The organism is Glaciimonas sp. OK215 (assembly GCF_057787885.1).
Genome location: NZ_CM173544.1, coordinates 4952230 through 4973939, shown reverse-complemented (window position 1 = coordinate 4973939; position 21710 = coordinate 4952230). Strand labels below are relative to the sequence as shown.

The following is a 21710-nucleotide window of genomic DNA, read 5'->3' as shown; positions in this document are numbered from 1 at the left end:
CGGCTTGATCAGTCTATCAAAGAGAGTACTTGCGCTATTAGTTCGCGCTTGCGGTTAAGGCAACTTTGACAAGTGCCGATACCGCTGTCATGTCAGCTCTTCCTGCCAATTGCGGTTTTAGTATGGCCATTACCTTGCCCATGTCTTGCGGGCCAGTGGCCCCACTGGCGCTCACGGCGGCGGCAACTTCTGCCCGGATTTCTGTTTCGGATAATCCGGCTGGCATGTAGGCGGCAAGAATTACCAGTTCAGCTTTTTCGATATCGGCCAGGTCCTGGCGGTTCCCTGCTTCAAACTGCGTTATCGAATCCTTGCGTTGCTTGATCATTTTTTCAATGATGGCAAGGACCAGTGTATCGGTTAACTCAATGCGTTCATCGACTTCCTTTTGCTTCATTGCGGCGGTGATCAGGCGAATCGTGTTAAGTTTCGCTGTCTCTTTGGCACGCATTGCGGCCTTCATGTCTTCGGTAATTTGCTCTTTAAGACCCATGTGACTCTCCAGATGAAATCAATAAATGGCAAAACCCGCTGCGGAGCAACACCGGAGCGGGTTTGTAATTCTTGTCTGTCCACCGCAACCAGTGCGGTGAAGAATCAGTACAGCTTTTTCGGCAATTGCTGGCTGCGGATGCGTTTGTAATGACGCTTCACTGCAGCTGCTAGCTTACGCTTACGTTCAGCTGTCGGCTTCTCGTAAAACTCGCGCGCGCGCAACTCGGTCAGCAGACCTGTTTTTTCGATGGTGCGCTTGAAGCGACGCATTGCGACTTCGAACGGCTCGTTTTCTTTAAGACGAATTGTGGTCATGTAAATTCAAACCATTGTTAAATTGGGAAGAGGGCGATTATAGCAGGCGGAAACCACAAATGGAAGTGCTGTAATTGCTCTGGACGAAAACTTGGTGCAAATAAGCCACATTTCACGGCGGGTTAATGTCATTTTGCGTCTGCGATCGCCGAGCCGCGCGGTGCGTTCTGCTGTCAGAATGCGTCTTTGTTCATCCTGTTTGGCCAATAGATCTGTACAAAATTAAAAAGACAGACCTGCTGCGGTCGCCGAGGCCCATGCCCATTGGAAGTTATATCCTCCCAGCCAGCCGGTGACGTCGACTGCCTCGCCAATAAAGTGCAGGCCAGGGACTTTGTTGACCATCATGCTTTGTTGCGACAATTCGCGTGTGTCGACGCCTCCCAGGGTGACCTCGGCTTTGCGGTAGCCTTCGGAGCCGTTGGGAACGATGGCCCAGCGGTTGATGGCGTCACCCAGTTTTCGCAGCAGCCGATCCGGGGTGTCGGCGACGCGTGTGGCCGGATCAATCCCATTCGCTTCAAGCAAGCCCAGTGCCAGTCGACTGGGTAACCATTGCGAAAATAAATTGCCGAAATTCTTCTTGATGGAGGCTTTACCCTCGATCAGGGTTTCGGTGACATCAATTTCCGGCAATAGATTCAGGCTAAGTGGCGCGCTGGATTGCCAAAAGCTGGAAATTTGTAGAATGGCCGGCCCGGACAAGCCGCGATGGGTGAACAGCAAATCTTCTTTGAAATAGCCGCGCGATTTTTTCTCCCCAGCCTCGACTTCGACAGGTAAGGCAATTCCAGCCAGCGGTAAAAATGGTTGCCAGCCGGCAGCATCGAACGTTAACGGGACTAAACCGGGGCGTGGCTCAATCAGTTTTAAATCAAATTGGCGCGCGATGCGATAGGCGAAGTCGGTGGCACCGATCTTCGGGATGGATAACCCGCCGGTGGCTATCACGACGTTACTTGCCAATATTTCTCCGGCACCAGTATCAATCCGGAACAAATCGCCTTCTTTACCGATACCCGCCACATTGCACGGCATGCGCCAGCTAACGTTGCCGAGATCGCACTCGGCTTTCAGCATGGCGATAATCTGCTCGGCGGAGTCGTCGCAAAATAGTTGTCCTTTGTGCTTCTCGTGATAGCCGATCCGGTAACGTTTTACCAAGCCAATAAAATCTTGTGGGCTGTACCGTGATAGCGCGCTTTTGCAAAAATGCGGATTCTGCGAAAGATAATGTTGCGGGCCGGCAGTGGCATTCGTGAAGTTGCAGCGACCGCCGCCGGAAATGCGAATCTTTTCTGCCAGCTTGGTGGCGTGATCTATCAGGACTACTTTTTTGCCACGTTGACCGGCGACTGCGGCACACATCATGCCAGCGGCACCAGCGCCGATTACGGCGACATCGAATTGTTTTGCCATTACTTAGCCGTTACTTATACGTTACGTATATTCAGATTTTGAAAATTATTGAAAGTAGGGCGGAGGCTCTTGCCCCATCCATAATTCCGAGGACAGCCGCATCATGTCATTTAATGAGCCACGCTGCGTAAAAGTTTTCCGCAGCCACTTGGCGTCGCTCAGACGTTCGTGTGCCATGTTACGCAGACGTTTGAGTGTTAATCGCTCGGCGTCGTTTTGCGTGTAGCGCTCCAGATCGTGCAAGCGTGTCAGCAAATGCTCAAAAATCGGTTGCTTGGATGAGGTCGCCAGGGTATCGCCATGGATTGCGTAAGAACCGTTCAAGCCGTAGCGACTGGCTTCAAAGCGATTGAATTGATACAACAGATAAAAATCATCGCCGACCACGAATGGTCGTTCAGTCAATATCCAGCGTGCCAGCAATTGTGCGTAGCAGCCCAAATGGGCCGCATGCTCTATGGTTAGCGGGGTATCGCAAACGCGAATTTCGACGGTGCCATATTCCGGTTTCGGTCGAATATCCCAATAGAAATCTTTCATGCTGCCGATGATGCCCATTTGGAGCAAATCGTTGTAATAAGTTTCAAAATCGGGCCAGCGGTGCATGACTGGCGCTGTGCCCGATAGTGGAAACGCACGCACCACATTGCTACGTGATGATTCAAACTGGGTGTCCGCACCTTGATAAAACGGTGATGCGGCCGACAGCGCAATGAAATGCGGGACAAAGCGTGAAAAGGCATGGGTCAGGTACAACGCATCGTCGCCATTCGGCACGCCTATGTGAATATGCTGGCCGAATACCGTGAAAGTCTTGGCCAGATAACCATATTTTTCATGCAAGTGGTTAAAGCGTTCACTTGGCGTAATGCGCTGCTCGTTCCAGTGCTGGAACGGATGGGCCCCACCACCGGAAACGTCGATGTTTAAATATTGCGCACCCTTGTTGAGTGCAGCACGCAAGCCTTTCAGTTCTTCAATCAGGGTGTCGACGCGAGTATGGATGTCGGAATTGAGCTCGATCATGCCCTGCGTCATTTCCAGCTTGATTTGTTTTTGCAGGTCGCGCGGCTCGATCCAGGTCAGCAGATCGACGGCATCGCTGGCCAGATTGTAATTGCGCCGATTGACCAGTTGTAGCTCCAGTTCGATTCCCATTGTAAAAGGTGTCGAAGAGGTAAACGGCAAGATTTCCACGCTTTCCTGCGTGCCTGGAGAGTCGCTTTCAGTCATGTGATTTCCTCCGTTGGCCTGTATGCTGGCCAACAATTGTTTAACCTTCGCGTCCACTCTCGCCCGATTTAATCAACGCAAATTGCGTCGCTATCGGACCGAATAATTCCAACACGATCAGACAGCCGGCCAGCAACGGCAGGACGTCTGCAGTGGTGTGCGGATAAAGATAGGAGATGGTCTGCATCAAGCCCAGTCCTGCTTCCGTCATCGGTAATGTGCCTAAGGCGATCAATGCGGCCTGCTTCCATTTCATTCTGGCAAAGCGGGCAAAGCTAAATACCCCGCAGGTCATCGCCAGGAAGCGCGCACCGATCAACACTATGACCGAGGCGCCGACCATAGACAGGTCCGCGAAGCGGATGGAGGCGCCGACAGTGACGAATAGTATGACGATGAACAACTCATTGGCGACGCCGAATTCCAATTCCATCAAGTCGTATTGATGATCAAGGTTCTTCGACATGATTGCGAAGATCAACATTGTCAGCAACACCGGCAACTGCAGGGCATGTGCGGCACCGATGGCCAGTGTGATGACCGCAATGACCAGTACGAACTGGCTGCTTGGTTGGCGACCTAGCAAGCGCGCCAGCGGTATCATCAAGCGATAGGTCACATAGGCCAGCAGCAGCGATCCCGCCAGTGAGTACAAGGTATGCGCCAACAGTGTAGTGAATGGCGTCGTGCCTTCGTGTGCAATCACAGGCAATAGTGCATAGGCAACCAGTATTGCAACAAAATTGTTCAGCGCGGTCATTGCTGCCAGGCGCCGCGTCACCTGACCTTCCGCCTTAAGGTCACGCACCACCACCATGATGACTGCCGGAGCGGTGGCGATGGCAAGGACGCCGCCTAACAATGCCAATACCTTTGACGCGCCTGTCCAGATCAGTGCGCCGCTCACAAACGCAAAGCATAGTGCAGAGCTCAACAGCACCGTAGCCAGCAACCATTTCTCGCGCCGCAGCCAGCCGATGTCGACATAGCGCCCGAGTTGATACACGACCAGGGCGACCGCAATATCAGCAAAAATATTTGCCAGCTTGAGAACGTCGCCGGATAGCAGATCGAGGCCGCCGACGCCGAGTATGAAACCCACGAGCAAATAGCCAGTGATGCGCGGAATCCAAGCAGTTTTGGTAACGATATAGCCGCCCACCAACCCGAATAGCAGCAAGCTGCCAAACAATAACAGCGCATTCCACTGTATCGGCTCGGCTAGGGCAAAGGACGGAAGAGCCCAATCCATGGATTCTCCTGGAGGTTGGTTTTACTGATCTTGCGGTGCAAGAAGCTGGTTGAGAATAAAAACCGAATAAAAAGTTAACGCAGATTTATTCCGGATTGATACCGAGTGTTGATAGCACCATCTCGTTGATAGTACACGCAAGCGCTAAATTGCATGTTGGTGATTTGTCAGCTTGCGGCTGATTTAGTTCCACGTAAGTATTATTTTTAATTGCGAAGATGGGCTGGATTTTGCCGCAGCTTAAGCATTTTGCAAACCTCCATGCAGTGCGCGACCTGTTCTGAAATCGGTTTGGGTATCGCGATGTGACCCTTTAAAACTTGTGCTATCCAGCGCGCGGTCACGCTCGCATCACGCTCCTCAGGCAGCGCCGGGATTTCTTCGGCGATGTTTTGTTTGGTCACCAGCGTGGTCTGTGCGCCTGCATGGAACCAGTCTATCTGCTGCGCTCTTTTCGCATTCGCTACGGCTTCGCCTTCTGTGCCGCGCATCAGGAACACGTCGCCACGTTCGGCTGCCGCCGTGGTCGTGAAATACGTGCTCAGCATGGTCAGATATTCCGGGTGCGTGTAGGAGGTCAGGCGTAGCGCCGGAACGCTGAACGGTTGCATAATTTTGACCAGAGTGTGGGTTGAATTGCGCACCCCCAAAATCCGGCGCATTTCCAGCAAACGCGACATCTTTGGTGCCAGCGCTGCGATCGGCATGAAAGCAGGTTGGCGCTGTTCGAAGCGCTGCGTAGCCTGCTCGACGCTGGTGGAGTGGGTATGACCAAGCGCTGCAAAGATTTCTGCGCTGGTGACCCGGCCAGGGTCGGTGAGTACGCCATGCACTAATATCGGTACGCCCTCGCGTGCCAGCAGCAATGCCAGCAGTGGCGTCAGATTGGGCATGTGGCGTGAGCCGTTGTAACTGGGAATAACCACCGGGGCGTAAATCGACGATCCGACTGGGTGGTTCGCATCGACTGATGTCAGCAATGGCGTGAAAGAAGCTTCGGCGGCGTCGAGAAATCCAGCGATCTCATCGACCGATTCTCCCTTGATCCGCATGGCCAGCAGAATTCCACCCATCTCCAGATCGGACACCCGTCCATCCAGCATCGCGGCATACAAATCTTGCGCATCCGAGCGGGAAAGAGCGCGTGCGCCGTCTTTCCCGCGACCAATTACCTTGATGAAGCGGGCTGCTGCGAACGGGGCTGCGGATGATATATTTTGCATGGTTACATTTATGGCAATAGTAGAATTGGGCGAAGGTTAGTGGCGGACTTGTTCGAATTTTACTGCACTGATGGATTCGGTCGATCGCAGTCAGGTAGAATCCCCCGACAAGCAATCGCTGTTGGCGAGCTTTCTGCGCATCATAGCGCGCATCATAGCGTTATCTTTCTGGATTAAATATGGCATTTGACCCTCGCGATCTTGAGGTGCTGCGTCCGCAATTGCTGCGATTCGCGCAGTTGCAGTTGCGCAATACCAGCCTGGCAGAAGATGCTGTATCGGAAACCATCGTTGCTGTAATGGAGCATCCAGAACGATTTCAGCAGCAATCCTCCTTTAAAACTTATGTTATTGGCATACTCAAACATAAGCTGATCGACCAGTTGCGTCGCGGCAAACGCGAAGTGCAACTGACAGAGGATGCCTATGACGATCGTGGCGATGCCGAGATGATTGACACATTATTCACCAGTCAAGGTCATGCGGTTGAGACGATGCCCGACTGGGGTAATCCGCATCAGACGCTTGAGCGCAAGGAGTTTTTTGATATTTTGCAACTATGCATCGATAAGTTGCCAGCCAAGACCGGTCGCATTTTTATGATGCGAGAGTGGCTGGAACTGGACACTGACGCGATATGCAAGGAACTTGATATCACCAGCGCCAACGCCTGGGTGCTGCTTTATCGGGCACGTACGCGTTTGCGTGAATGTCTGCAAATGAACTGGTTTGGTACACGGCCCGGCTAAATGTGGAGTAATGAATGTATTGGTTAAAAATACATTAAATATAACTCCAGTGTAATTTTTCCGGCATTCCCACGACTACTACCCATCATCTCTTAGCCCTACAATTTATCCATGCCACGCAACCGTTTATTTCCTACCTGCAGGGAAACCCAGAGCCTGCTGTCTGAAGCGCAGGACCGCACGCTTTCGCCGCTGCATCGTGTGCGCGTGCGGGTACATCTGTGGACATGCACGGCGTGCACCCGCTTTTCGAGCCAAATCCATTTCTTGCGCGATGCCATGCGGCGCTTAGGTAAGGATTAAGTACGGTTCCGGTAAACCGGCCCAGTAATTCCATGCCTGCCGAATTTGCGCCCGCAAAGTCTGCGGACGCTTTCAATTACAATGCGGCATTGTAAAAATTCATTCTTATCATGATTGTTCTCGGCGTTGAATCTTCCTGTGATGAAACCGGCATTGCGTTATACGACACGCAGCGTGGTTTGCTATCTCACGCACTGCACTCGCAAGTCGCGATGCACGAACAATACGGCGGCGTAGTACCGGAGCTCGCATCGCGCGATCACATCCGCCGTGCGATTCCGTTATTGCAACAAGTATTGGCGGAAGGAAACGTTGATCCTGGCGCTATCGACGCCATCGCCTACACACAGGGGCCGGGACTGGCCGGTGCTCTGCTGGTCGGGGCATCGGTTGCCTGCGGTCTGGGCCTGGCGTTAGATAAACCCATGCTGGGCGTACACCATCTGGAAGGTCATCTTTTGTCACCGCTGCTGGCGAGCGACCCGCCGACTTTTCCGTTTGTGGCTCTGTTGGTGTCCGGCGGTCATACGCAATTGATGCGGGTGGATGGTGTTGGCCAATATATGTTGCTGGGTGAAACGTTGGATGATGCCGCTGGCGAGGCGTTTGACAAATCGGCCAAATTGCTCGGTCTAGGCTATCCCGGTGGACCGGCAATTTCGCGCCTGGCGGAGTTTGGCGATCCAGCGGTTTATCAATTGCCGAGGCCGATGTTGCATTCCAAGAATCTGGATTTCAGTTTTTCCGGCCTCAAAACAGCGGTGCTAACCTTGGTAAAGAAACAAACGGTAAATATTTGCGAACAGGATAAAGCCAACATCGCGCGTGCTTTTGTTGATGCGTTGGTGGAGGTTTTGGTCGCCAAATGTCTGGCTGCATTAAAACAGACCGGCCTGAAACGCTTGGTGATCGCGGGTGGCGTCGGTGCCAACCAGCAATTGCGAAGCGCGTTGAATGCCGCCGCCGCGAAGCGTCGCTTTAAGGTGTATTACCCCGAACTGGAGTTTTGTACCGACAATGGCGCAATGATTGCGTTTGCCGGCGCCTTGCGTTTGCAGCTCAGGCCGGAGGCGGCGCAGCGAAACTATGCGTTCAATGTGCGACCGCGCTGGCCGCTGGATCAGCTAGGTATCTGAACTGGCATGAGGAAAAGTTCCGGCAAGGCGTATAATGCTGGACTGTAATGCAAAAGTGTGCTGTTCTAACGACAGTCATGCTACCCATGTCGAAGCAACTCGGATACGGTCAAACGGTTGTTCGAAGAACCGTTGCACGATGCAAGAGTTGACACGAAATTCACGAATTCATTGAAAGCAATAGTGCCTTTAGACGAATGTAAATTCGTTAATGCCGCGTCTGTATTTATATATCTTTAACGATATAGCGCGGAAGGCCGCCAATTACCATGCCTGACATTCAGTCTGAACAGCAACAAGAGAAAATCCCCGCGTCCGATGCACAAGCAGCGGCGCCATCCATTCGTTTTGCAGATTTCGGGTTGTCTCCAGACATCTTGCGAGCACTCAACGATCAGGGTTACGTCAATCCGACGCCGATTCAGGCGCAAGCAATCCCTATCGTTTTGCAAGGTCGCGACGTCATGGGTGCGGCGCAAACCGGTACCGGTAAAACGGCTGGTTTTGCGTTGCCGATTATTCAGTTGCTACTGGCACAGGCAAACACCAGCGCGTCACCCGCGCGCCATCCGGTACGCGCCCTGATTTTGACGCCGACGCGTGAGTTGGCCGATCAGGTCGCTGAAAACGTCAAAGCTTATTCGCGTCATACTGCGCTGCGCGCTACTGTGGTCTTTGGCGGTATCGATATGGCACCGCAGACCGCGGCATTGCGTTCCGGCATCGAAATTGTGATCGCCACGCCAGGGCGCCTGCTGGATCATGTGCAGCAGAAAACCGTCAGCCTGTCGCAGACCCAGATTCTGGTGATGGACGAGGCTGACCGCATGCTTGACATGGGCTTTCTGCCTGATTTGCAGCGCATTATCAACTTGCTGCCGAAAGAGCGTCAAAGCCTGATGTTCTCGGCAACGTTCTCTCCCGAGATCAAAAAGCTCGCAGCCAGCTTCCTCAAAAATCCGGTCACGATCGAAGTCGCGCGCAGTAACGCGACGGCTGACAATGTCACGCAAATCATGTACCGGGTCGATGACCAGACCAAGCCGGACGCGGTGTCGCATATCATTCGCGAGCGCAATCTGAAACAGGTAATCGTTTTTTCGAACACCAAGATCGGCGCCTCACGTTTGGCGCGGCATTTGGAGAATGAAGGCGTGAATGCCTCTGCGATTCATGGCGACAAGACCCAGAACGAACGGATGGCCGCGCTCGAAGCCTTCAAGCAAGGCGAGATTGAAGTCCTGGTAGCGACCGATGTCGCCGCCCGCGGTCTGGATATCGCCGAGTTGCCATGCGTGATTAACTTCGATTTGCCTTACAACGCGGAGGATTACGTCCATCGTATTGGCCGTACCGGCCGCGCTGGCGCCTCTGGCGATGCAATTTCGCTGTACACCGAAAAAGATGAACGGCTGTTGGTCGATATCGAAAAAATGATCAAGCACAAGTTCGTACGTGCCGAGCTGGTGGGCTTTGTACCGAAGCCACGGGCGTCGGAGCGTGAGCGTTCGCCGCGTCGTGATGACGCTGAGCCGCGCGGCAATGCCCGCACTGACACGCGTTCGGGGTCGTACGATCGCAGCAGCCATCATACTCGCAGCGCTTACACTTCAATGCCGCTGCGCAAGGAAAAAATAGATCCGTGGTTTCTGAAACCTTACGAGCCGGCAATGTCGCCTGTCGAGAGCACGCAGAAACTGCAATCTGCCGCTGTCGCGCCCAAGTCCAAAGTGAAGGTTGCCGCTTTATTGGGCGGCATGCCAAAGCGCTAAGGAAGTGCTTGCCGGCCCGGTTTGGTCAACTCACTGGCCAACCGGCCATTGGCTGCGGTTCAGCGTCGGTGTATGCGAGGCGCTGTTGCAGCGCATATCGGCACTGCCCGGCATGCTTATAATTCAATGCGGCGCCATTCTCTGACTGGCCCATGCGGCAATGGCGAGCGGCCAGAATCCGGCGACCGAAGCCACCTGGCCAATGTCCAATCCCAGGAACCACGCTGCTTTAATCAGGGCTTGATGTGCTTGCGTCAAATCCAGCGCTTGCGCGCCATTTTGCTTGGATAGTTTGTCGCCATCGGCGTTGGTGATGACGGGAACATGCAAGTAAGCAGGTGTCGTCAGCTGGAGTCGCCGTTGCAGATAAATCTGTCTTGCGGTGGAGTCCAGAAGGTCGGCTCCTCGCACCACATGCGTGACACCCTGATCCGCATCGTCGACCACCACCGCCAGCTGATACGCCCAAAATCCATCCGCTCGTTTCAACACAAAATCGCCGGCTTCTGTCGCCAGATGCTGCTGCACCGGTCCTTGCCATCTATCCTCAAAGCGTATGAGTTCATCGGGCTGCCCGACATCCGGTACGCGCAATCGATAGGAGCGAGTCGGTTTGCCGACCGCCAGTCCATCGCGGCAAGTGCCGGGGTACACTGCTGCGCCATCTGCGGCCACACCGATTTGTGAGTCGACGATTTCGCGCCGCGTACAGCCGCAAGGATAGGCTAGTCGCCCGAGTTTATCGAACGCGGCCTGATACAGATTGCCGCGCTGACTTTGAAATTCCACCTTGCCATCCCAATGCATCTGCAGAGTCGTCAGCGCGTTTAAGATCGCCTCGGCCGCGCCTGGCGCCGTGCGCGCCTCATCGACGTCTTCCATCCGCACCAGCCAATCACCTTGATGTACTTTGGCATCCAGATAACTTGCCATCGCCGCGACCAGCGAGCCGTCATGCAGTGGTCCGGTTGGGGATGGGGCGAAACGTCCGATGTAATGCGTTGGGCTAGACATTGTTGGGTAACTGCGTAAAAGGTAGCAACCGTTATTTGACCTCAACTAAGGCGATCCAAGCAAGCTGTGAAGAGTAGCAGGGTCATTCAATTGGTTGATAAACCATTTAAGGGATTTACCCAGGACCGGGGTGCGCCATGCGATTTGCGATTTGACGCCGGGTTTGGCTTCCAGCGTTTCTTTTTCGATCAATGCGCCGGATGCAAAATAGGGTGCGGCCAGGCGCCTTGGCAAGTGACCGCAGCCGAGTCCGTTCAGTTGGGCTTGCAACTTGGCGGGCATCGACGGCACCGTCAAGGTATCTTGTCCGGTTAGCAAGCCGGAAGTGATGCTGGGCAGGACGCGGCCTGTATCGCCGACCGCAATCGCCCGATATTGCTGAATCATGGCGGCGCTCAACGGCTCTTCTACCGATGCCAGGGGATGTTGCGGCGCTACCGCAAAGACCCAATCGATGGTGCCCAACTGGCGCGTCTGGAAGCCGCCGCTCATGCGGATGCGGTCGGGGCCGTCGTGCGGCGCGCCAATTACCAGGTCGGCGCGATCGCTCATCAAGGCTTCCCATACGCCGGACAGGGCTTCATGCGAAATGCGCAAGCGTGTGCCGGCATTTTCGCGGTCAAAGGCGGCAACCAGCGGCAGCAGTGCTTCAAATGGAACGATGCTGTCGACAACGATGCGTAGCTCAACTTCCCAGCCGGTCGCGGTACGTTTGACCCGGCGCTCAAGTTCTTGCGCCGCTTGCAGCAAATGACGGCCCTCGGTCAGCAATTCGACGCCGGCGCTGGTCAGCTTGGCGCGGTGACCGCGACGATCAAACAGCAGCACATCGAGGTCTTCTTCCAGTTTGCGGACGCTGTAAGTGAGCGCCGACGGCACCCGGTCCAGCTCGATGGCGGCAGCGGCAAAGCTGCCTTTGCGATCGATGGTATCGAGGATTTGCAATGCTTCCAGCGTCAAATTCATAGATTGATTTGCGCGCGCCGCGCCGGTCGAATTAGTGCGTAGCGGTTGCTTGTTGCGTGGAAGTATTTTCCTTCGATACTTGCTCGGGCAGACAGTGTGGGCAGGATTTTCCGGCAACATATTCCGTCGATAATTGTTCACGCGGCGTCACCACGGCGCGGCAGGCAAAGCATTGCACCGTTGCCGTTTCCTGCAACTGTGGATTGAGTGCAGTCCGATAGTCGAATACAAAGCAATCGCCGTTATAGTGCGCGCCGCCGCACTCTTCAAAATACTTGAGAATGCCGCCGTCCAGTTGATAGACGCTGTCAAAGCCGATCTCCTGCATATGAATTGCGGCTTTTTCGCAGCGTATGCCTCCGGTACAGAAGGTGACGACTGTTTTGTCTGCCAACGCATCCTTGTGGGCGGCAATCACTTTCGGGAACTCGCTAAACTTGTCGATACGGTAATCAATGGTGTTGTCGAAGCTGCCGACATCGACCTCAAAACCATTGCGCGTATCCATCATGACCACCGGACGTCCGTTGTCGTCATGACCCTGGTCCAGCCAGCGCTTCAGGGTTTTAGGTGCGACCGAAGGAGCGCGACCCAGTTCAGGTTTGATCAGCGGGTGCTTCATCGTGATGATTTCCGCCTTCAGTTTCACCAGCATGCGCGTAAACGGCTGCTTTTCGGAGTAGCTTTCCTTTACTTCCAGATCGGAAAAGCGCTCATCAGCGCGCAACCAGGCCAAAAACTGGTCGATGTTCTCACGGAAGCCTGCCAGAAACAGGTTGATGCCTTCCGGGCTGAGTAAAATCGTCCCTTTTAGTTGGTGTTGGTTACACGTTGCAAGAAATTCTGCGCGTTTCTCTGCAGTATCGTTGAAAGTGATAAATTTATAAGCGGCAATGTTGACGTAGGTAGGCGCGGACGACATAAGCTGGTTTCTCTGTAAGTCATTGATTTGACAGTATTATAAACTCGAGCGGGGTTTTCCACGAGATTTGCGGCAGGAATGCCGGTTCAGGACCGGGTGCCGAGGTAAAATACGGCCCATGACGACACCGCAATTTACACATCTCCGCCTGCATTCCGAATATTCGATTGTTGATGGCTTGGTCCGCATCGATGACGTAGTCAAAGCCGCTGCCAAGGATCAGCAGGCGGCACTCGGTATCTCCGATCTCGCCAACCTGTTCGGTATGGTCAAGTTTTATAAGGCTGCGCGCAGCAAAGGGATCAAGCCGATCGTTGGCTGCGACGTCTGGATCACCAATAATGACGAGCGCGACAAACCGTCGCGTTTGCTGTTGCTGGTCAAGAGTCGTGCCGGCTATTTGCAGCTATGTGAATTGTTGTCCAAGGCATGGCTGGAAAACCTGCATCGCGGCCGCGCGGAAATTCGCGCCGAGTGGTTAGCTGATCTGCAGCAGCAAAGCAGCGGCAACGGCCTGATTGCGTTGTCCGGCGCGCATTTTGGTGACGTTGGCAGCGCCATTGATAACGGGAATCTGGCAGCGGCTAAACGTTGTGCCGAGCGCTGGATGGAAATTTTTCCCGATAATTTTTATATCGAAGTGCAGCGTGCCGACCAGCCGAATATGGAGCCGCACGTACGCCACGCGGTGGCGCTGGCCGCAGAGTTGCAATTGCCGGTAGTGGCAACCCATCCGGTGCAGTTTCTCGACAAAGGCGAATTTATCGCGCACGAGGCCCGCACTTGTATTTCCGAAGGCGAAATGCTGGCGAATGCACGGCGCGTGCGCCGCTTCAATGATCAGCAATGCTTCAAAACCCAGGCCGAAATGGCCGAGTTGTTTGCCGACATGCCGGCGGCATTACAAAATTCGGTCGAAATCGCCAAGCGTTGTAATTTGTCGCTGCAACTTGGTAAGCCACAGCTGCCGGATTTCCCGACGCCGGAGGGCATGACCATTGGTGATTTCCTGGTGCAACAGTCGAAAGACGGGCTGGAGCTGCGCCTGCTGCATCTGTTCCCCGATGCGGACAAGCGCGAACAGAATCGTCAGCGGTATCAGGATCGGTTGAAGTTTGAAACCGACACGATCATCAAGATGGGTTTCCCCGGTTACTTTCTGATCGTTGCGGAATTTATTCGCTGGGCCAAGGAGAATGGCGTGCCGGTCGGACCGGGGCGGGGATCCGGTGCGGGTTCGCTGGTGGCGTATTCGCTTCAAATTACCGATCTTGATCCGCTGCGTTACAACCTGCTGTTCGAACGTTTCCTGAATCCTGAGCGGGTCTCGATGCCCGACTTCGATATCGACTTTTGCCAGGAAGGCCGCGACCGTGTGATTCAACACGTCAAGGATTTGTACGGCAAGGAAGCGGTGTCGCAGATTGCCACGTTCGGCACCATGGCGGCCAAAGGCGCGATTCGCGACGTCGGCCGGGTGCTCGATTTTGGCTATAACTTCTGTGACGGCATTTCCAAGCTGATTCCGTTCAAGCCGGGCAAGCATGTGACGATTGCCGATGCGATCCAGGAAGAGCCGATGCTGGCTGAGCGACTGGAGAACGAAGAAGAGGTCAAGCAATTATTGAATCTGGCGCAGCAAGTCGAAGGAATCGCCCGCAACATTGGCATGCATGCCGGTGGCGTGTTGATCGCCCCGGGAAAGTTGACCGATTTTTGCCCGCTGTATACACAAGGCGGCGATGCCGGGGTGGTATCGCAATACGATAAGGACGACGTCGAAGCGGTCGGCCTGGTCAAGTTCGACTTTTTGGGTTTGACCACACTGACCATTCTTGATCGCGCCGTGCGTTACATCAAGCAACTCGATCCGGCGCTGGCGGATTTCAGCCTGGAAAAATTGCCTCTGAATGACAGGGCGTCGTATCAGTTGCTGACCGCGGCCAAAACGGTCGCCGTATTTCAGCTGGAAAGCCGCGGCATGCAAGGCATGTTGAAAGATGCGCGTCCCGATCGCTTCGAAGATATTATCGCGCTGGTTGCGCTGTATCGTCCGGGTCCGATGGACCTGATTCCTGATTTCTGCAAACGTAAACACGGCGAACGTTTCGATTATCCCGATCCGCGTACCGAAGGAATTTTGTCCGAAACATACGGCATCATGGTGTATCAGGAGCAGGTGATGCAGATGGCGCAGGTGGTCGGCGGTTACTCGCTCGGCGGCGCGGATTTGCTGCGACGTGCAATGGGTAAGAAAAAAGCGGAAGAGATGGCGGAACACCGTCAGATTTTCCGCGACGGTGCGGCCAAGGATGGGTTGAGCGAGGCCAAAGCCGACGAAATTTTCGATTTGATGGAAAAATTCGCTGGCTACGGCTTCAACAAATCTCACGCTGCGGCCTACGCCTTGTTGTCGTATCACACCGCCTATTTAAAAGCGCATCATCCGGCCGCTTTCATGGCCGCCAACTTGTCGCTGGCGATGGATGACACCGAAAAGGTCAAGATTCTGGTCGAAGATGCGTTGGACGTCTGCAAACTGACTTTGCTGCCGCCGGACATCAACCTGTCGGAATATCGCTTTACGCCAGAGGCCGAACCCGGCAAAAAGGCGGCCTTTATCCGTTATGGCCTGGGCGCGGTCAAGGGGTCCGGCCAAAACGCCATCGAGGCCATCGTCGCCGCACGCAAAGAAAAGCCTTTCGTTGATTTGTTCGATTTTTGTGTCCGCGTCGACAAACGCCAGATTAACCGCCGCACCATCGAATCCTTGATACGGGCTGGTGCATTCGATTGCTTCAAAGTCGATCGCGGCATCTTGCTGGCATCAGTTCCACTGGCGATGGAAGCCGCCGATCAAAAACTGGCAGCGGCTAACCAGGTCAGCTTGTTCGGCGGCGACGACAGCGACCTGGAACAGGCACCGGAATACGTGAAGGCGGCACCATGGACCGATAAGCAGAAACTCACTGAAGAAAAATCTGCGCTTGGATTTTATCTGTCGGGCCATTTATTTCACGCCTACGCTCCCGAAGCGCGCCGTTTTGCCCGGACGCCGCTAGGCAATCTGGAGCCATCGCGCGAACCACGCACTTTGGCGGGGATCATCTCGGGCTTGCGCACTCAGATGACACAGCGTGGAAAAATGATCATTGTCACGTTGGATGATGGCAGCGCCACGGTAGATGTAACTGTCTACAACGAGCAATTCGAACCGAATAAAGCCTTCTTCAAGGAAGACGAGTTTCTGGTAGTGCAGGGCAAAGTGTCGGAGGATCGCTTTAACGGCGGGTTACGCGTGTCTGCAGAAAAAGTGATGGATATCGCTACCGCGCGGATTCATTATGGGCGGCAGTTTGTGTTGTCGCTCACCGCATCTAAACATCAGATTGCTGCCGCGGAACTTAAAGAAATGTTGTCATCGCATCGTTCTGAAACCGGCCTGCCGTTGACGGTGCGCTATACCGGTGACGAGATCGGATGCGAGATATTGTTTGGCGATGCGTGGCGGGTTTCACCTAACGACGGGCTGCAGTTGTCTCTGGTGGCGAGATTCGGCAGGGAGGCAGTCGTTGTCGAGTACTAAAGTGCATTGGTACATAGCCCATAATCACCGGCCTTCGCGAAATTGTTTGCGTAACGCGAGGGCTCGCTTCTAATCCCGGTAATTGATTGTACGTGTCGCTGATCAAGATCAGCATGAACACATGCGCAGTATATTTTTGCGCGCATTTTGGAGTACGAATTTGTCTTATTACAAATGGCCCGTGTTTATTGCCATTCTGCTTTTTCCGGCACTATCACTGGCGTTGCATAACGCCGGGAATGTCTGTCTTTTCCTGTTGCTGATGTTTAGCATCATCGCCGCTGCGTTTCGTTATAAGCCTATGCAGATAAGCTTCAGACAATTGCTGAAAGATTATTGGCTACTCCATCTGGCGATGGTTTCGCTGGTCATCGCGGTGTTCTTGAATCAATTCTCAAGCGGGCAATTTGCGGTCAAATATTACGATACGGCATTCCGTATTGCGCTATTTACACCTGTTCTGTGGATTATTCTGGCAGTGCCTCTGAACTACTTAAAAAAAATACAGTGGGCCTTTATTGTGGGGGTATTCGCTGCGCTGGCAAAAGCTTACCTGCTTACCGACGGTGGCATGGATCGCCCATCGAACATGGGGTTTCTAGCGACTGTCCCGTTTTCCGGTATGGCGCTACTATTCGGGGCAATTGCAATCGTTTCGATAGGCTGGACGGAACATCGCGCCAAGTTGGTGGTTGGACTTAAAATTCTGGCTGGCTTGGCGGGGGTGTATGTCACCATTTTGTCGCAAACCAGAGGTAGCTGGATTGCAATCCCGGTTTTTATAACCGCTATCTTTGTTTTTGCGAAGAATGTTCGTTTGCGGTATCGCGTAACTGTATTGGTTCTTGTGCTTATTTTCTTGGTAGCAGCCGGTACATTTAGTAGTGTCGTTCAAAACAGATTTGCAGATGCGGAATCTGATATTGCGCTTTATGTCGACCGTGAAAATGCAGATACGTCGCTGGGAGTCAGGTTGCAACTATGGCGTGCGTCGTGGGAATTATTTAAAGCGAATCCGGTTTTTGGGGTTGGCAGAGAAAACTTTAGTGACGGCCTGGAGGCTCTCTCTGCTCGCACGATTATCAGCCCGACAGCAACCTCATTTTCACACTCGCATAATGAGATATTGTTCAATATGGCGATTCTCGGGACGTTTGGATTGTTAGGCATACTTTCGATTTATTTCGTCCCGGCATATTACTTTGTCCGAGAACTTGGCCATCCGGACCGTGAGCTAAGAACCGCTGCCGCCATGGGGCTGACGGTGTGTCTCGGATTTTTCATTTTTGGCCTTACCGACATGATGTTTTTTTGGAACGCGACCGGTGGGATTTATAGTATGAGCGTGGCGACGTTTTTTGCGTGTGTCATAAAACGAAAAGAAGAACTTCAACGGATTGCTTCATGACTGTTTCATCGTATTCAACGTATTTCAAGCGACTTGCCATACTTCATCGACCGTATAAGAAACGGTTGGCGTTAGCTTTTTTCGGGATGGCTGTGACGGCAGCGACGGAGCCATTGGTAGCCTATATTTTTAAGGTATTGCTGGATCATGGTTTTGTCGAAAAGCCCTCCTTCCCGTTATGGCTGGTGCCGGTGGCTGTGGTTGGTGCATTTGTTGCACGCGGAGCGTCGACATTTTTAACCACTTACATGATGAATTGGGTCTCCACGAGAGTGCTCAACACACTGCGGCGACAAATGTTCAGCCGGATGTTGCACGTACCGATTGACTTCCACGCAACCCACACCGTCGGGCGCGTAATCAATTCAATTATGTTCGAAGTACAGCAAATCATCGAAATGATTACCAAGCTATTTACGTCTATCGTGCGCTGTACGCTGACGGTGCTTGGGTTACTGGCCTATATGCTGTATATCAGCTGGACGCTGACGCTGGTGGCTTTTGTGTTGATGCCGCTGATGATGCTGGTGGTACGCCTTACCGGCAAACGCTTGAAGAAGTTGAATAAAGACGCGCTTACCGTGAATGCTGAATTGACGCAGGTGATCGAAGAAACGACACGGGCGCAGCAGGTCGTCAAGATTTTCGGTGGACAGGATTACGAACGGCTTCGTTTTGAAGCGCGCGCTGACCATCTGCGAAGCTACAGCATGCGCCTGACCAGCACCTTTGCCGCGACTGTCCCTGTGACCCAAATCATGACCGCCTGCGCGATGTCGGTAATGATCATGATGGCCTTGATTCAATCCAGCCATAATCAAATCACGGTGGGTGGCTTCATCTCTTTTTTTACTGCGATGATTGCATTGCTCGCACCGCTGAAGCAGTTAGCGGAGGTAAACGGGCCTTTGCAGCGCGGGATGGCTGCAGCCGAAGCGGTTTTCACGCTAATCGATAGTCCGGTTGAGCGTACTACCGGCAAGCAACTCAATCAGCGTGCACGGGGAAAAATCGCGTTTGACGGCGTTAATTTTTCTTATCCAGGTCAAGACAAGCCTGCATTGAAGGATATCAACCTCCATGTAGCGCCCGGTGAAACCATTGCATTTGTGGGTATGTCGGGCGGCGGTAAATCTACATTGGTTAATTTGATACCCGGTTTTTATGCGGTTACCGGCGGTCGCATCCTGTTGGACGGCGAGCCGATTGAGGATATCGCCCTGAGCAGTTTGCGCCAGCAGATCGCGATGGTGAGTCAGCATGTTGTCCTGTTCAACGATACGATCGCTGCAAACATTGCCTATGGCGACAGTGCCCCGAATCGAGAACGGATCGAGGCTGCAGCCAAGGCCGCTTATCTTGCGGATATGATCGCGAGTTTGCCGGATGGTCTGGATACGCCGATTGGTGACAATGGTTCGCGTCTGTCCGGCGGTCAGCGTCAGCGCCTGGCAATGGCACGTGCAATCTATAAAGATGCACCTGTCTTGATTTTGGATGAGGCGACCTCAGCGCTGGACAGCGAGTCGGAACGTGCGGTGCAGGCTGCGCTGGACATGCTGATGCAAGACCGTACCACCTTCGTCATTGCGCATAGGCTGTCGACCATCGAACGCGCGAATCGCATCGTGGTACTGTCCGCTGGCAAGATAGTTGAAATTGGCACACACCATGAGTTACTGGAAAAACAGGGAGCGTATGCCAATTTATATCGCCTCCAGTTTTCCAAAGATGAAGTGAATGTCGACATGTAGCGCCGATTGTTTTGGCCCGTTCGTTGAATATCTTTATTCAACTTCGATCACCTACTTAACTCAGAATGCATGATGGCTACACAACTGGTTCCAGGCAAGATATTAGAAAAAGCCGATAAAATATTATTTATTGCTCATCTCGCTTTGGGCGATTTTACCTACCTGCAAAACTGTTTTAAAGCATTTTCCGAGGCTTATCCGCAGATCAAAATCCACATCTGGGTGGATGAGGTGCGTCGTACCAATAACGCGGCTGAATGGGTACATCTAAAGAAATATGCACTGTACGACTGGTTGGCTGAATGTCCTTTCATCGAAAAAGTCTATAACCAGACCTATAGCCCGGTACTGTTTCAGCAGTCGATCAGTGAAGCGCAGCAGCAGAATTATCCGTTAGTCGTATCGCTGTCGACGTTAAGACCGCCGATGTATGCAACGCTGGCACGGGATATTACGCCGAACGGTTTTGTGGCCGGCATGAAAAAGCCGGTTGGCTTGTTGGCATTCAAACAGCGCCAGGCGTATCGTAAGCTGGACGCTGCGCTGAATCCGGATGGCGGCATGCAACCGGGATTGCACATCAGCGACGTCTACGCCGGGTGGTTCCAGCAATTGTTCGGGATTGTCAGCGAGCCGTCATCACGCTTGCCATTTGTCGAGATTCCGGAGCAGTGGGGACGCAAGGCTAAAGATCAGTTGCGGATATGGGGCTTCGACCGGGACCAGCAGAAATCGGCGTCATCCGGCAAGCTACTGTTTATCAATCCGTATGCCAAGACCAAAAAGCGCTGCTGGCCGCTGGAACGCGTGGTGGAATTGGTGGCGGCGATAAATGAGAACGAAGCCTGGCGCGGAATGCGCTTTATTGTCAATGTAGTGCCGGAAGAAATGGTACGGGCCAAACAGTTTTTCGCCAAGTATTCGATGGAACAGGTGCGCCTGTTTAGCGCTGAAGAAAATTTCTTCCAGTTGCCGGCAATTCTGCACGAGTGCGATCTGATTGTTTCAGTCGAGACAGCGGTGATGCATTTAGCGAATGCAGTGCATGTCCCCGTTGTTGCCTTGATGCGTCAGAAAAATCCTGAGTGGGCGCCGATCGACAAGGAACACAGCATAGTCATTACCACATCCAATCGGCGTGATTGGGTGAAGGCGATCACTGTTGCCCAAGTGACCGCTGTACTCACAAACTGATAGGCGAATTTTCATGAGTACATCCGTTGTGGACGATATTTGTCCGCCGTTGCACGTAGCCTTTGGCGTAGATGCCAATTATTTTCTGGGGATGGGAGTCGCGATTGTTTCCGTACTGGAAAATAATCGTCATCAGCCGTTTGTTTTTCATGTTTTTACGCCGTCGATATCTGACGATCACGCCGGTAAATTGCGTGAAATTGAAGCCAAATATCTGACGGTTATTCAGGTAAAGATAATTGATCAGTCGATTTTCGACGAGTTTGCCGACTTTTCGAATTTCGGCCAATATTCGGCCGCCATATTTACCCGACTTCTGATCGCCGGCGCATTAAAGGGCGTCACCGACAAAGTCCTCTATCTGGATGCTGACATCGTCTGTCAAGGTGACGTGGCGGCGCTGATGGCGGTTGAAATGGATGATTGTGTCGCGGCAGTGGTGGGCGATGTCGGCAGCATCGCTGAAAAGCAGGTAGAGGCATTGCATCTTGCAGGCGGAAAATATTTCAATTCAGGCGTGCTCTACATCAACGTCGATAAATGGGCCGCTGATGATATTTGGCACAAGGCTGTAAAGGCAATTCTTGCCAGTGACAAGAGCTTCTCATTTCCTGACCAGGATGCGCTCAACATCGTCCTGGACGGCAGGGTAAAGTTTATCGACCCAAGATTCAACTGGATATATGACCTGTTTGGTGAAACCACGACCAATAAGAAAATTGCAAAGGAAGCGGTATTCATTCACTTCGTCGGACGGCTAAAGCCTTGGCACAATTGGTGCTGTAACCCTTCGAATGCACTTTTCTTGAAATATCAGGCGCTGTCACCTTGGGCAAATGTGGCTTTGTACGGGCCGAAAAATTACAAGGAAATGAGAATGTATGCGCAAGGTCTGACGCGCACCGGACAGCGTAGACAAGGAATGATTTGGTACTTCAAATATCTTGTGAATAAATTCTATCCGTAGCG

18 protein-coding genes are annotated in these 21710 nt (G+C 53.1%); 9 read left to right on the top strand and 9 right to left on the bottom strand.

Annotated features, from left to right (window positions below; genetic code table 11):
* Window positions 1-37: 37 nt before the first annotated feature.
* The 6 genes from AC3CHX_RS22985 to ybiB form a co-directional block, all read right to left on the bottom strand.
* Window positions 38-493 carry a GatB/YqeY domain-containing protein gene (locus tag AC3CHX_RS22985; RefSeq protein ID WP_488630297.1) on the bottom strand — a complete coding sequence of 152 codons (456 nt, stop codon included), beginning with the start codon at window positions 491-493 and terminating at the stop codon, window positions 38-40.
* 104 nt (window positions 494-597) lie between these two features.
* Window positions 598-810, bottom strand: a complete 213-nt coding sequence (gene rpsU / locus AC3CHX_RS22980; protein WP_005665410.1) for a 30S ribosomal protein S21 — start codon at window positions 808-810, stop codon at window positions 598-600.
* Window positions 811-1032: 222 nt separating this feature from the next.
* Entirely contained in the window at window positions 1033-2229 is a 1197-nt protein-coding gene (locus AC3CHX_RS22975) for a BaiN/RdsA family NAD(P)/FAD-dependent oxidoreductase (RefSeq protein WP_488630296.1), read from the bottom strand.
* A 45-nt stretch (window positions 2230-2274) separates the two neighbouring features.
* On the bottom strand, window positions 2275-3462 hold the full coding sequence (locus AC3CHX_RS22970; protein WP_488630295.1) for a YbdK family carboxylate-amine ligase: 1188 nt from the start codon (window positions 3460-3462) through the stop codon (window positions 2275-2277).
* A 40-nt stretch (window positions 3463-3502) separates the two neighbouring features.
* Window positions 3503-4714 (bottom strand): cation:proton antiporter, encoded by a 1212-nt coding sequence (locus AC3CHX_RS22965; protein WP_488630294.1) that lies wholly within the window; start codon window positions 4712-4714, stop codon window positions 3503-3505.
* A 206-nt stretch (window positions 4715-4920) separates the two neighbouring features.
* Window positions 4921-5937 (bottom strand): DNA-binding protein YbiB, encoded by a 1017-nt coding sequence (gene ybiB / locus AC3CHX_RS22960; RefSeq protein WP_488630293.1) that lies wholly within the window; start codon window positions 5935-5937, stop codon window positions 4921-4923.
* Between the two features lie 179 nt (window positions 5938-6116).
* On the opposite strand from ybiB, the gene AC3CHX_RS22955 reads away from it, so the two are divergent.
* From AC3CHX_RS22955 to AC3CHX_RS22940, 4 genes are all read left to right on the top strand, one after another.
* Entirely contained in the window at window positions 6117-6686 is a 570-nt protein-coding gene (locus AC3CHX_RS22955) for a sigma-70 family RNA polymerase sigma factor (protein WP_488630292.1), read from the top strand.
* A 111-nt stretch (window positions 6687-6797) separates the two neighbouring features.
* Complete coding sequence (locus tag AC3CHX_RS22950) at window positions 6798-6989, top strand: zf-HC2 domain-containing protein (protein ID WP_488630291.1); 192 nt, start codon at window positions 6798-6800, stop codon at window positions 6987-6989.
* 110 nt (window positions 6990-7099) lie between these two features.
* A complete protein-coding gene (gene tsaD, locus AC3CHX_RS22945; protein ID WP_488630290.1) occupies window positions 7100-8125 on the top strand; it encodes a tRNA (adenosine(37)-N6)-threonylcarbamoyltransferase complex transferase subunit TsaD in 1026 nt (341 codons plus the stop codon).
* Between the two features lie 269 nt (window positions 8126-8394).
* Window positions 8395-9897: a DEAD/DEAH box helicase gene (locus AC3CHX_RS22940; protein WP_488630289.1), complete on the top strand. Its 1503-nt coding sequence runs from the start codon at window positions 8395-8397 to the stop codon at window positions 9895-9897.
* A 123-nt stretch (window positions 9898-10020) separates the two neighbouring features.
* Here the strand turns inward: AC3CHX_RS22940 and gluQRS are convergent, their stop codons facing one another.
* Genes gluQRS through AC3CHX_RS22925 form a run of 3 tightly spaced genes read right to left on the bottom strand, consistent with a single transcriptional unit; the run spans window position 10021 to window position 12799 of the window.
* Window positions 10021-10911 carry a tRNA glutamyl-Q(34) synthetase GluQRS gene (gluQRS, locus tag AC3CHX_RS22935; RefSeq protein WP_488630288.1) on the bottom strand — a complete coding sequence of 297 codons (891 nt, stop codon included), beginning with the start codon at window positions 10909-10911 and terminating at the stop codon, window positions 10021-10023.
* A 45-nt stretch (window positions 10912-10956) separates the two neighbouring features.
* Entirely contained in the window at window positions 10957-11877 is a 921-nt protein-coding gene (locus AC3CHX_RS22930; RefSeq protein ID WP_488630287.1) for a LysR family transcriptional regulator, read from the bottom strand.
* Window positions 11878-11908: 31 nt separating this feature from the next.
* Window positions 11909-12799, bottom strand: coding sequence for a sulfurtransferase (locus AC3CHX_RS22925; protein ID WP_488630286.1), 891 nt, complete (start codon window positions 12797-12799; stop codon window positions 11909-11911).
* Between the two features lie 118 nt (window positions 12800-12917).
* On the opposite strand from AC3CHX_RS22925, the gene dnaE reads away from it, so the two are divergent.
* The 5 genes from dnaE to AC3CHX_RS22900 all read left to right on the top strand — a co-directional run bounded on the left by dnaE (window position 12918) and on the right by AC3CHX_RS22900 (window position 21708).
* Entirely contained in the window at window positions 12918-16385 is a 3468-nt protein-coding gene (dnaE, locus tag AC3CHX_RS22920; RefSeq protein WP_488630285.1) for a DNA polymerase III subunit alpha, read from the top strand.
* Between the two features lie 160 nt (window positions 16386-16545).
* A complete protein-coding gene (locus AC3CHX_RS22915; protein WP_488630284.1) occupies window positions 16546-17793 on the top strand; it encodes an O-antigen ligase family protein in 1248 nt (415 codons plus the stop codon).
* Complete coding sequence (gene msbA, locus AC3CHX_RS22910) at window positions 17790-19547, top strand: lipid A export permease/ATP-binding protein MsbA (RefSeq protein WP_488630283.1); 1758 nt, start codon at window positions 17790-17792, stop codon at window positions 19545-19547. Before AC3CHX_RS22915 ends, msbA begins: the two co-directional genes overlap by 4 nt.
* A gap of 72 nt (window positions 19548-19619) precedes the next feature.
* Entirely contained in the window at window positions 19620-20741 is a 1122-nt protein-coding gene (locus tag AC3CHX_RS22905; protein ID WP_488644905.1) for a glycosyltransferase family 9 protein, read from the top strand.
* 13 nt (window positions 20742-20754) lie between these two features.
* Entirely contained in the window at window positions 20755-21708 is a 954-nt protein-coding gene (locus AC3CHX_RS22900) for a glycosyltransferase family 8 protein (RefSeq protein ID WP_488630282.1), read from the top strand.
* Window positions 21709-21710: the final 2 nt, after the last annotated feature.

What these genes read in the sequence shown, in the direction of transcription:
- AC3CHX_RS22905 (WP_488644905.1), top strand. Translation starts at nt 19,620, where the DNA reads ATGGCTACACAACTGGTTCCAGGCAAGATATTAGAAAAAGCCGATAAA.
- rpsU (WP_005665410.1), bottom strand. Translation starts at nt 810, where the DNA reads ATGACCACAATTCGTCTTAAAGAAAACGAGCCGTTCGAAGTCGCAATG.
- AC3CHX_RS22950 (WP_488630291.1), top strand. Translation starts at nt 6,798, where the DNA reads ATGCCACGCAACCGTTTATTTCCTACCTGCAGGGAAACCCAGAGCCTG.
- AC3CHX_RS22965 (WP_488630294.1), bottom strand. Translation starts at nt 4,714, where the DNA reads ATGGATTGGGCTCTTCCGTCCTTTGCCCTAGCCGAGCCGATACAGTGG.
- AC3CHX_RS22940 (WP_488630289.1), top strand. Translation starts at nt 8,395, where the DNA reads ATGCCTGACATTCAGTCTGAACAGCAACAAGAGAAAATCCCCGCGTCC.
- AC3CHX_RS22925 (WP_488630286.1), bottom strand. Translation starts at nt 12,799, where the DNA reads ATGTCGTCCGCGCCTACCTACGTCAACATTGCCGCTTATAAATTTATC.
- tsaD (WP_488630290.1), top strand. Translation starts at nt 7,100, where the DNA reads ATGATTGTTCTCGGCGTTGAATCTTCCTGTGATGAAACCGGCATTGCG.
- AC3CHX_RS22955 (WP_488630292.1), top strand. Translation starts at nt 6,117, where the DNA reads ATGGCATTTGACCCTCGCGATCTTGAGGTGCTGCGTCCGCAATTGCTG.
- ybiB (WP_488630293.1), bottom strand. Translation starts at nt 5,937, where the DNA reads ATGCAAAATATATCATCCGCAGCCCCGTTCGCAGCAGCCCGCTTCATC.
- AC3CHX_RS22975 (WP_488630296.1), bottom strand. Translation starts at nt 2,229, where the DNA reads ATGGCAAAACAATTCGATGTCGCCGTAATCGGCGCTGGTGCCGCTGGC.
- AC3CHX_RS22985 (WP_488630297.1), bottom strand. Translation starts at nt 493, where the DNA reads ATGGGTCTTAAAGAGCAAATTACCGAAGACATGAAGGCCGCAATGCGT.
- AC3CHX_RS22970 (WP_488630295.1), bottom strand. Translation starts at nt 3,462, where the DNA reads ATGACTGAAAGCGACTCTCCAGGCACGCAGGAAAGCGTGGAAATCTTG.
- msbA (WP_488630283.1), top strand. Translation starts at nt 17,790, where the DNA reads ATGACTGTTTCATCGTATTCAACGTATTTCAAGCGACTTGCCATACTT.
- AC3CHX_RS22900 (WP_488630282.1), top strand. Translation starts at nt 20,755, where the DNA reads ATGAGTACATCCGTTGTGGACGATATTTGTCCGCCGTTGCACGTAGCC.
- AC3CHX_RS22930 (WP_488630287.1), bottom strand. Translation starts at nt 11,877, where the DNA reads ATGAATTTGACGCTGGAAGCATTGCAAATCCTCGATACCATCGATCGC.
- dnaE (WP_488630285.1), top strand. Translation starts at nt 12,918, where the DNA reads ATGACGACACCGCAATTTACACATCTCCGCCTGCATTCCGAATATTCG.
- gluQRS (WP_488630288.1), bottom strand. Translation starts at nt 10,911, where the DNA reads ATGTCTAGCCCAACGCATTACATCGGACGTTTCGCCCCATCCCCAACC.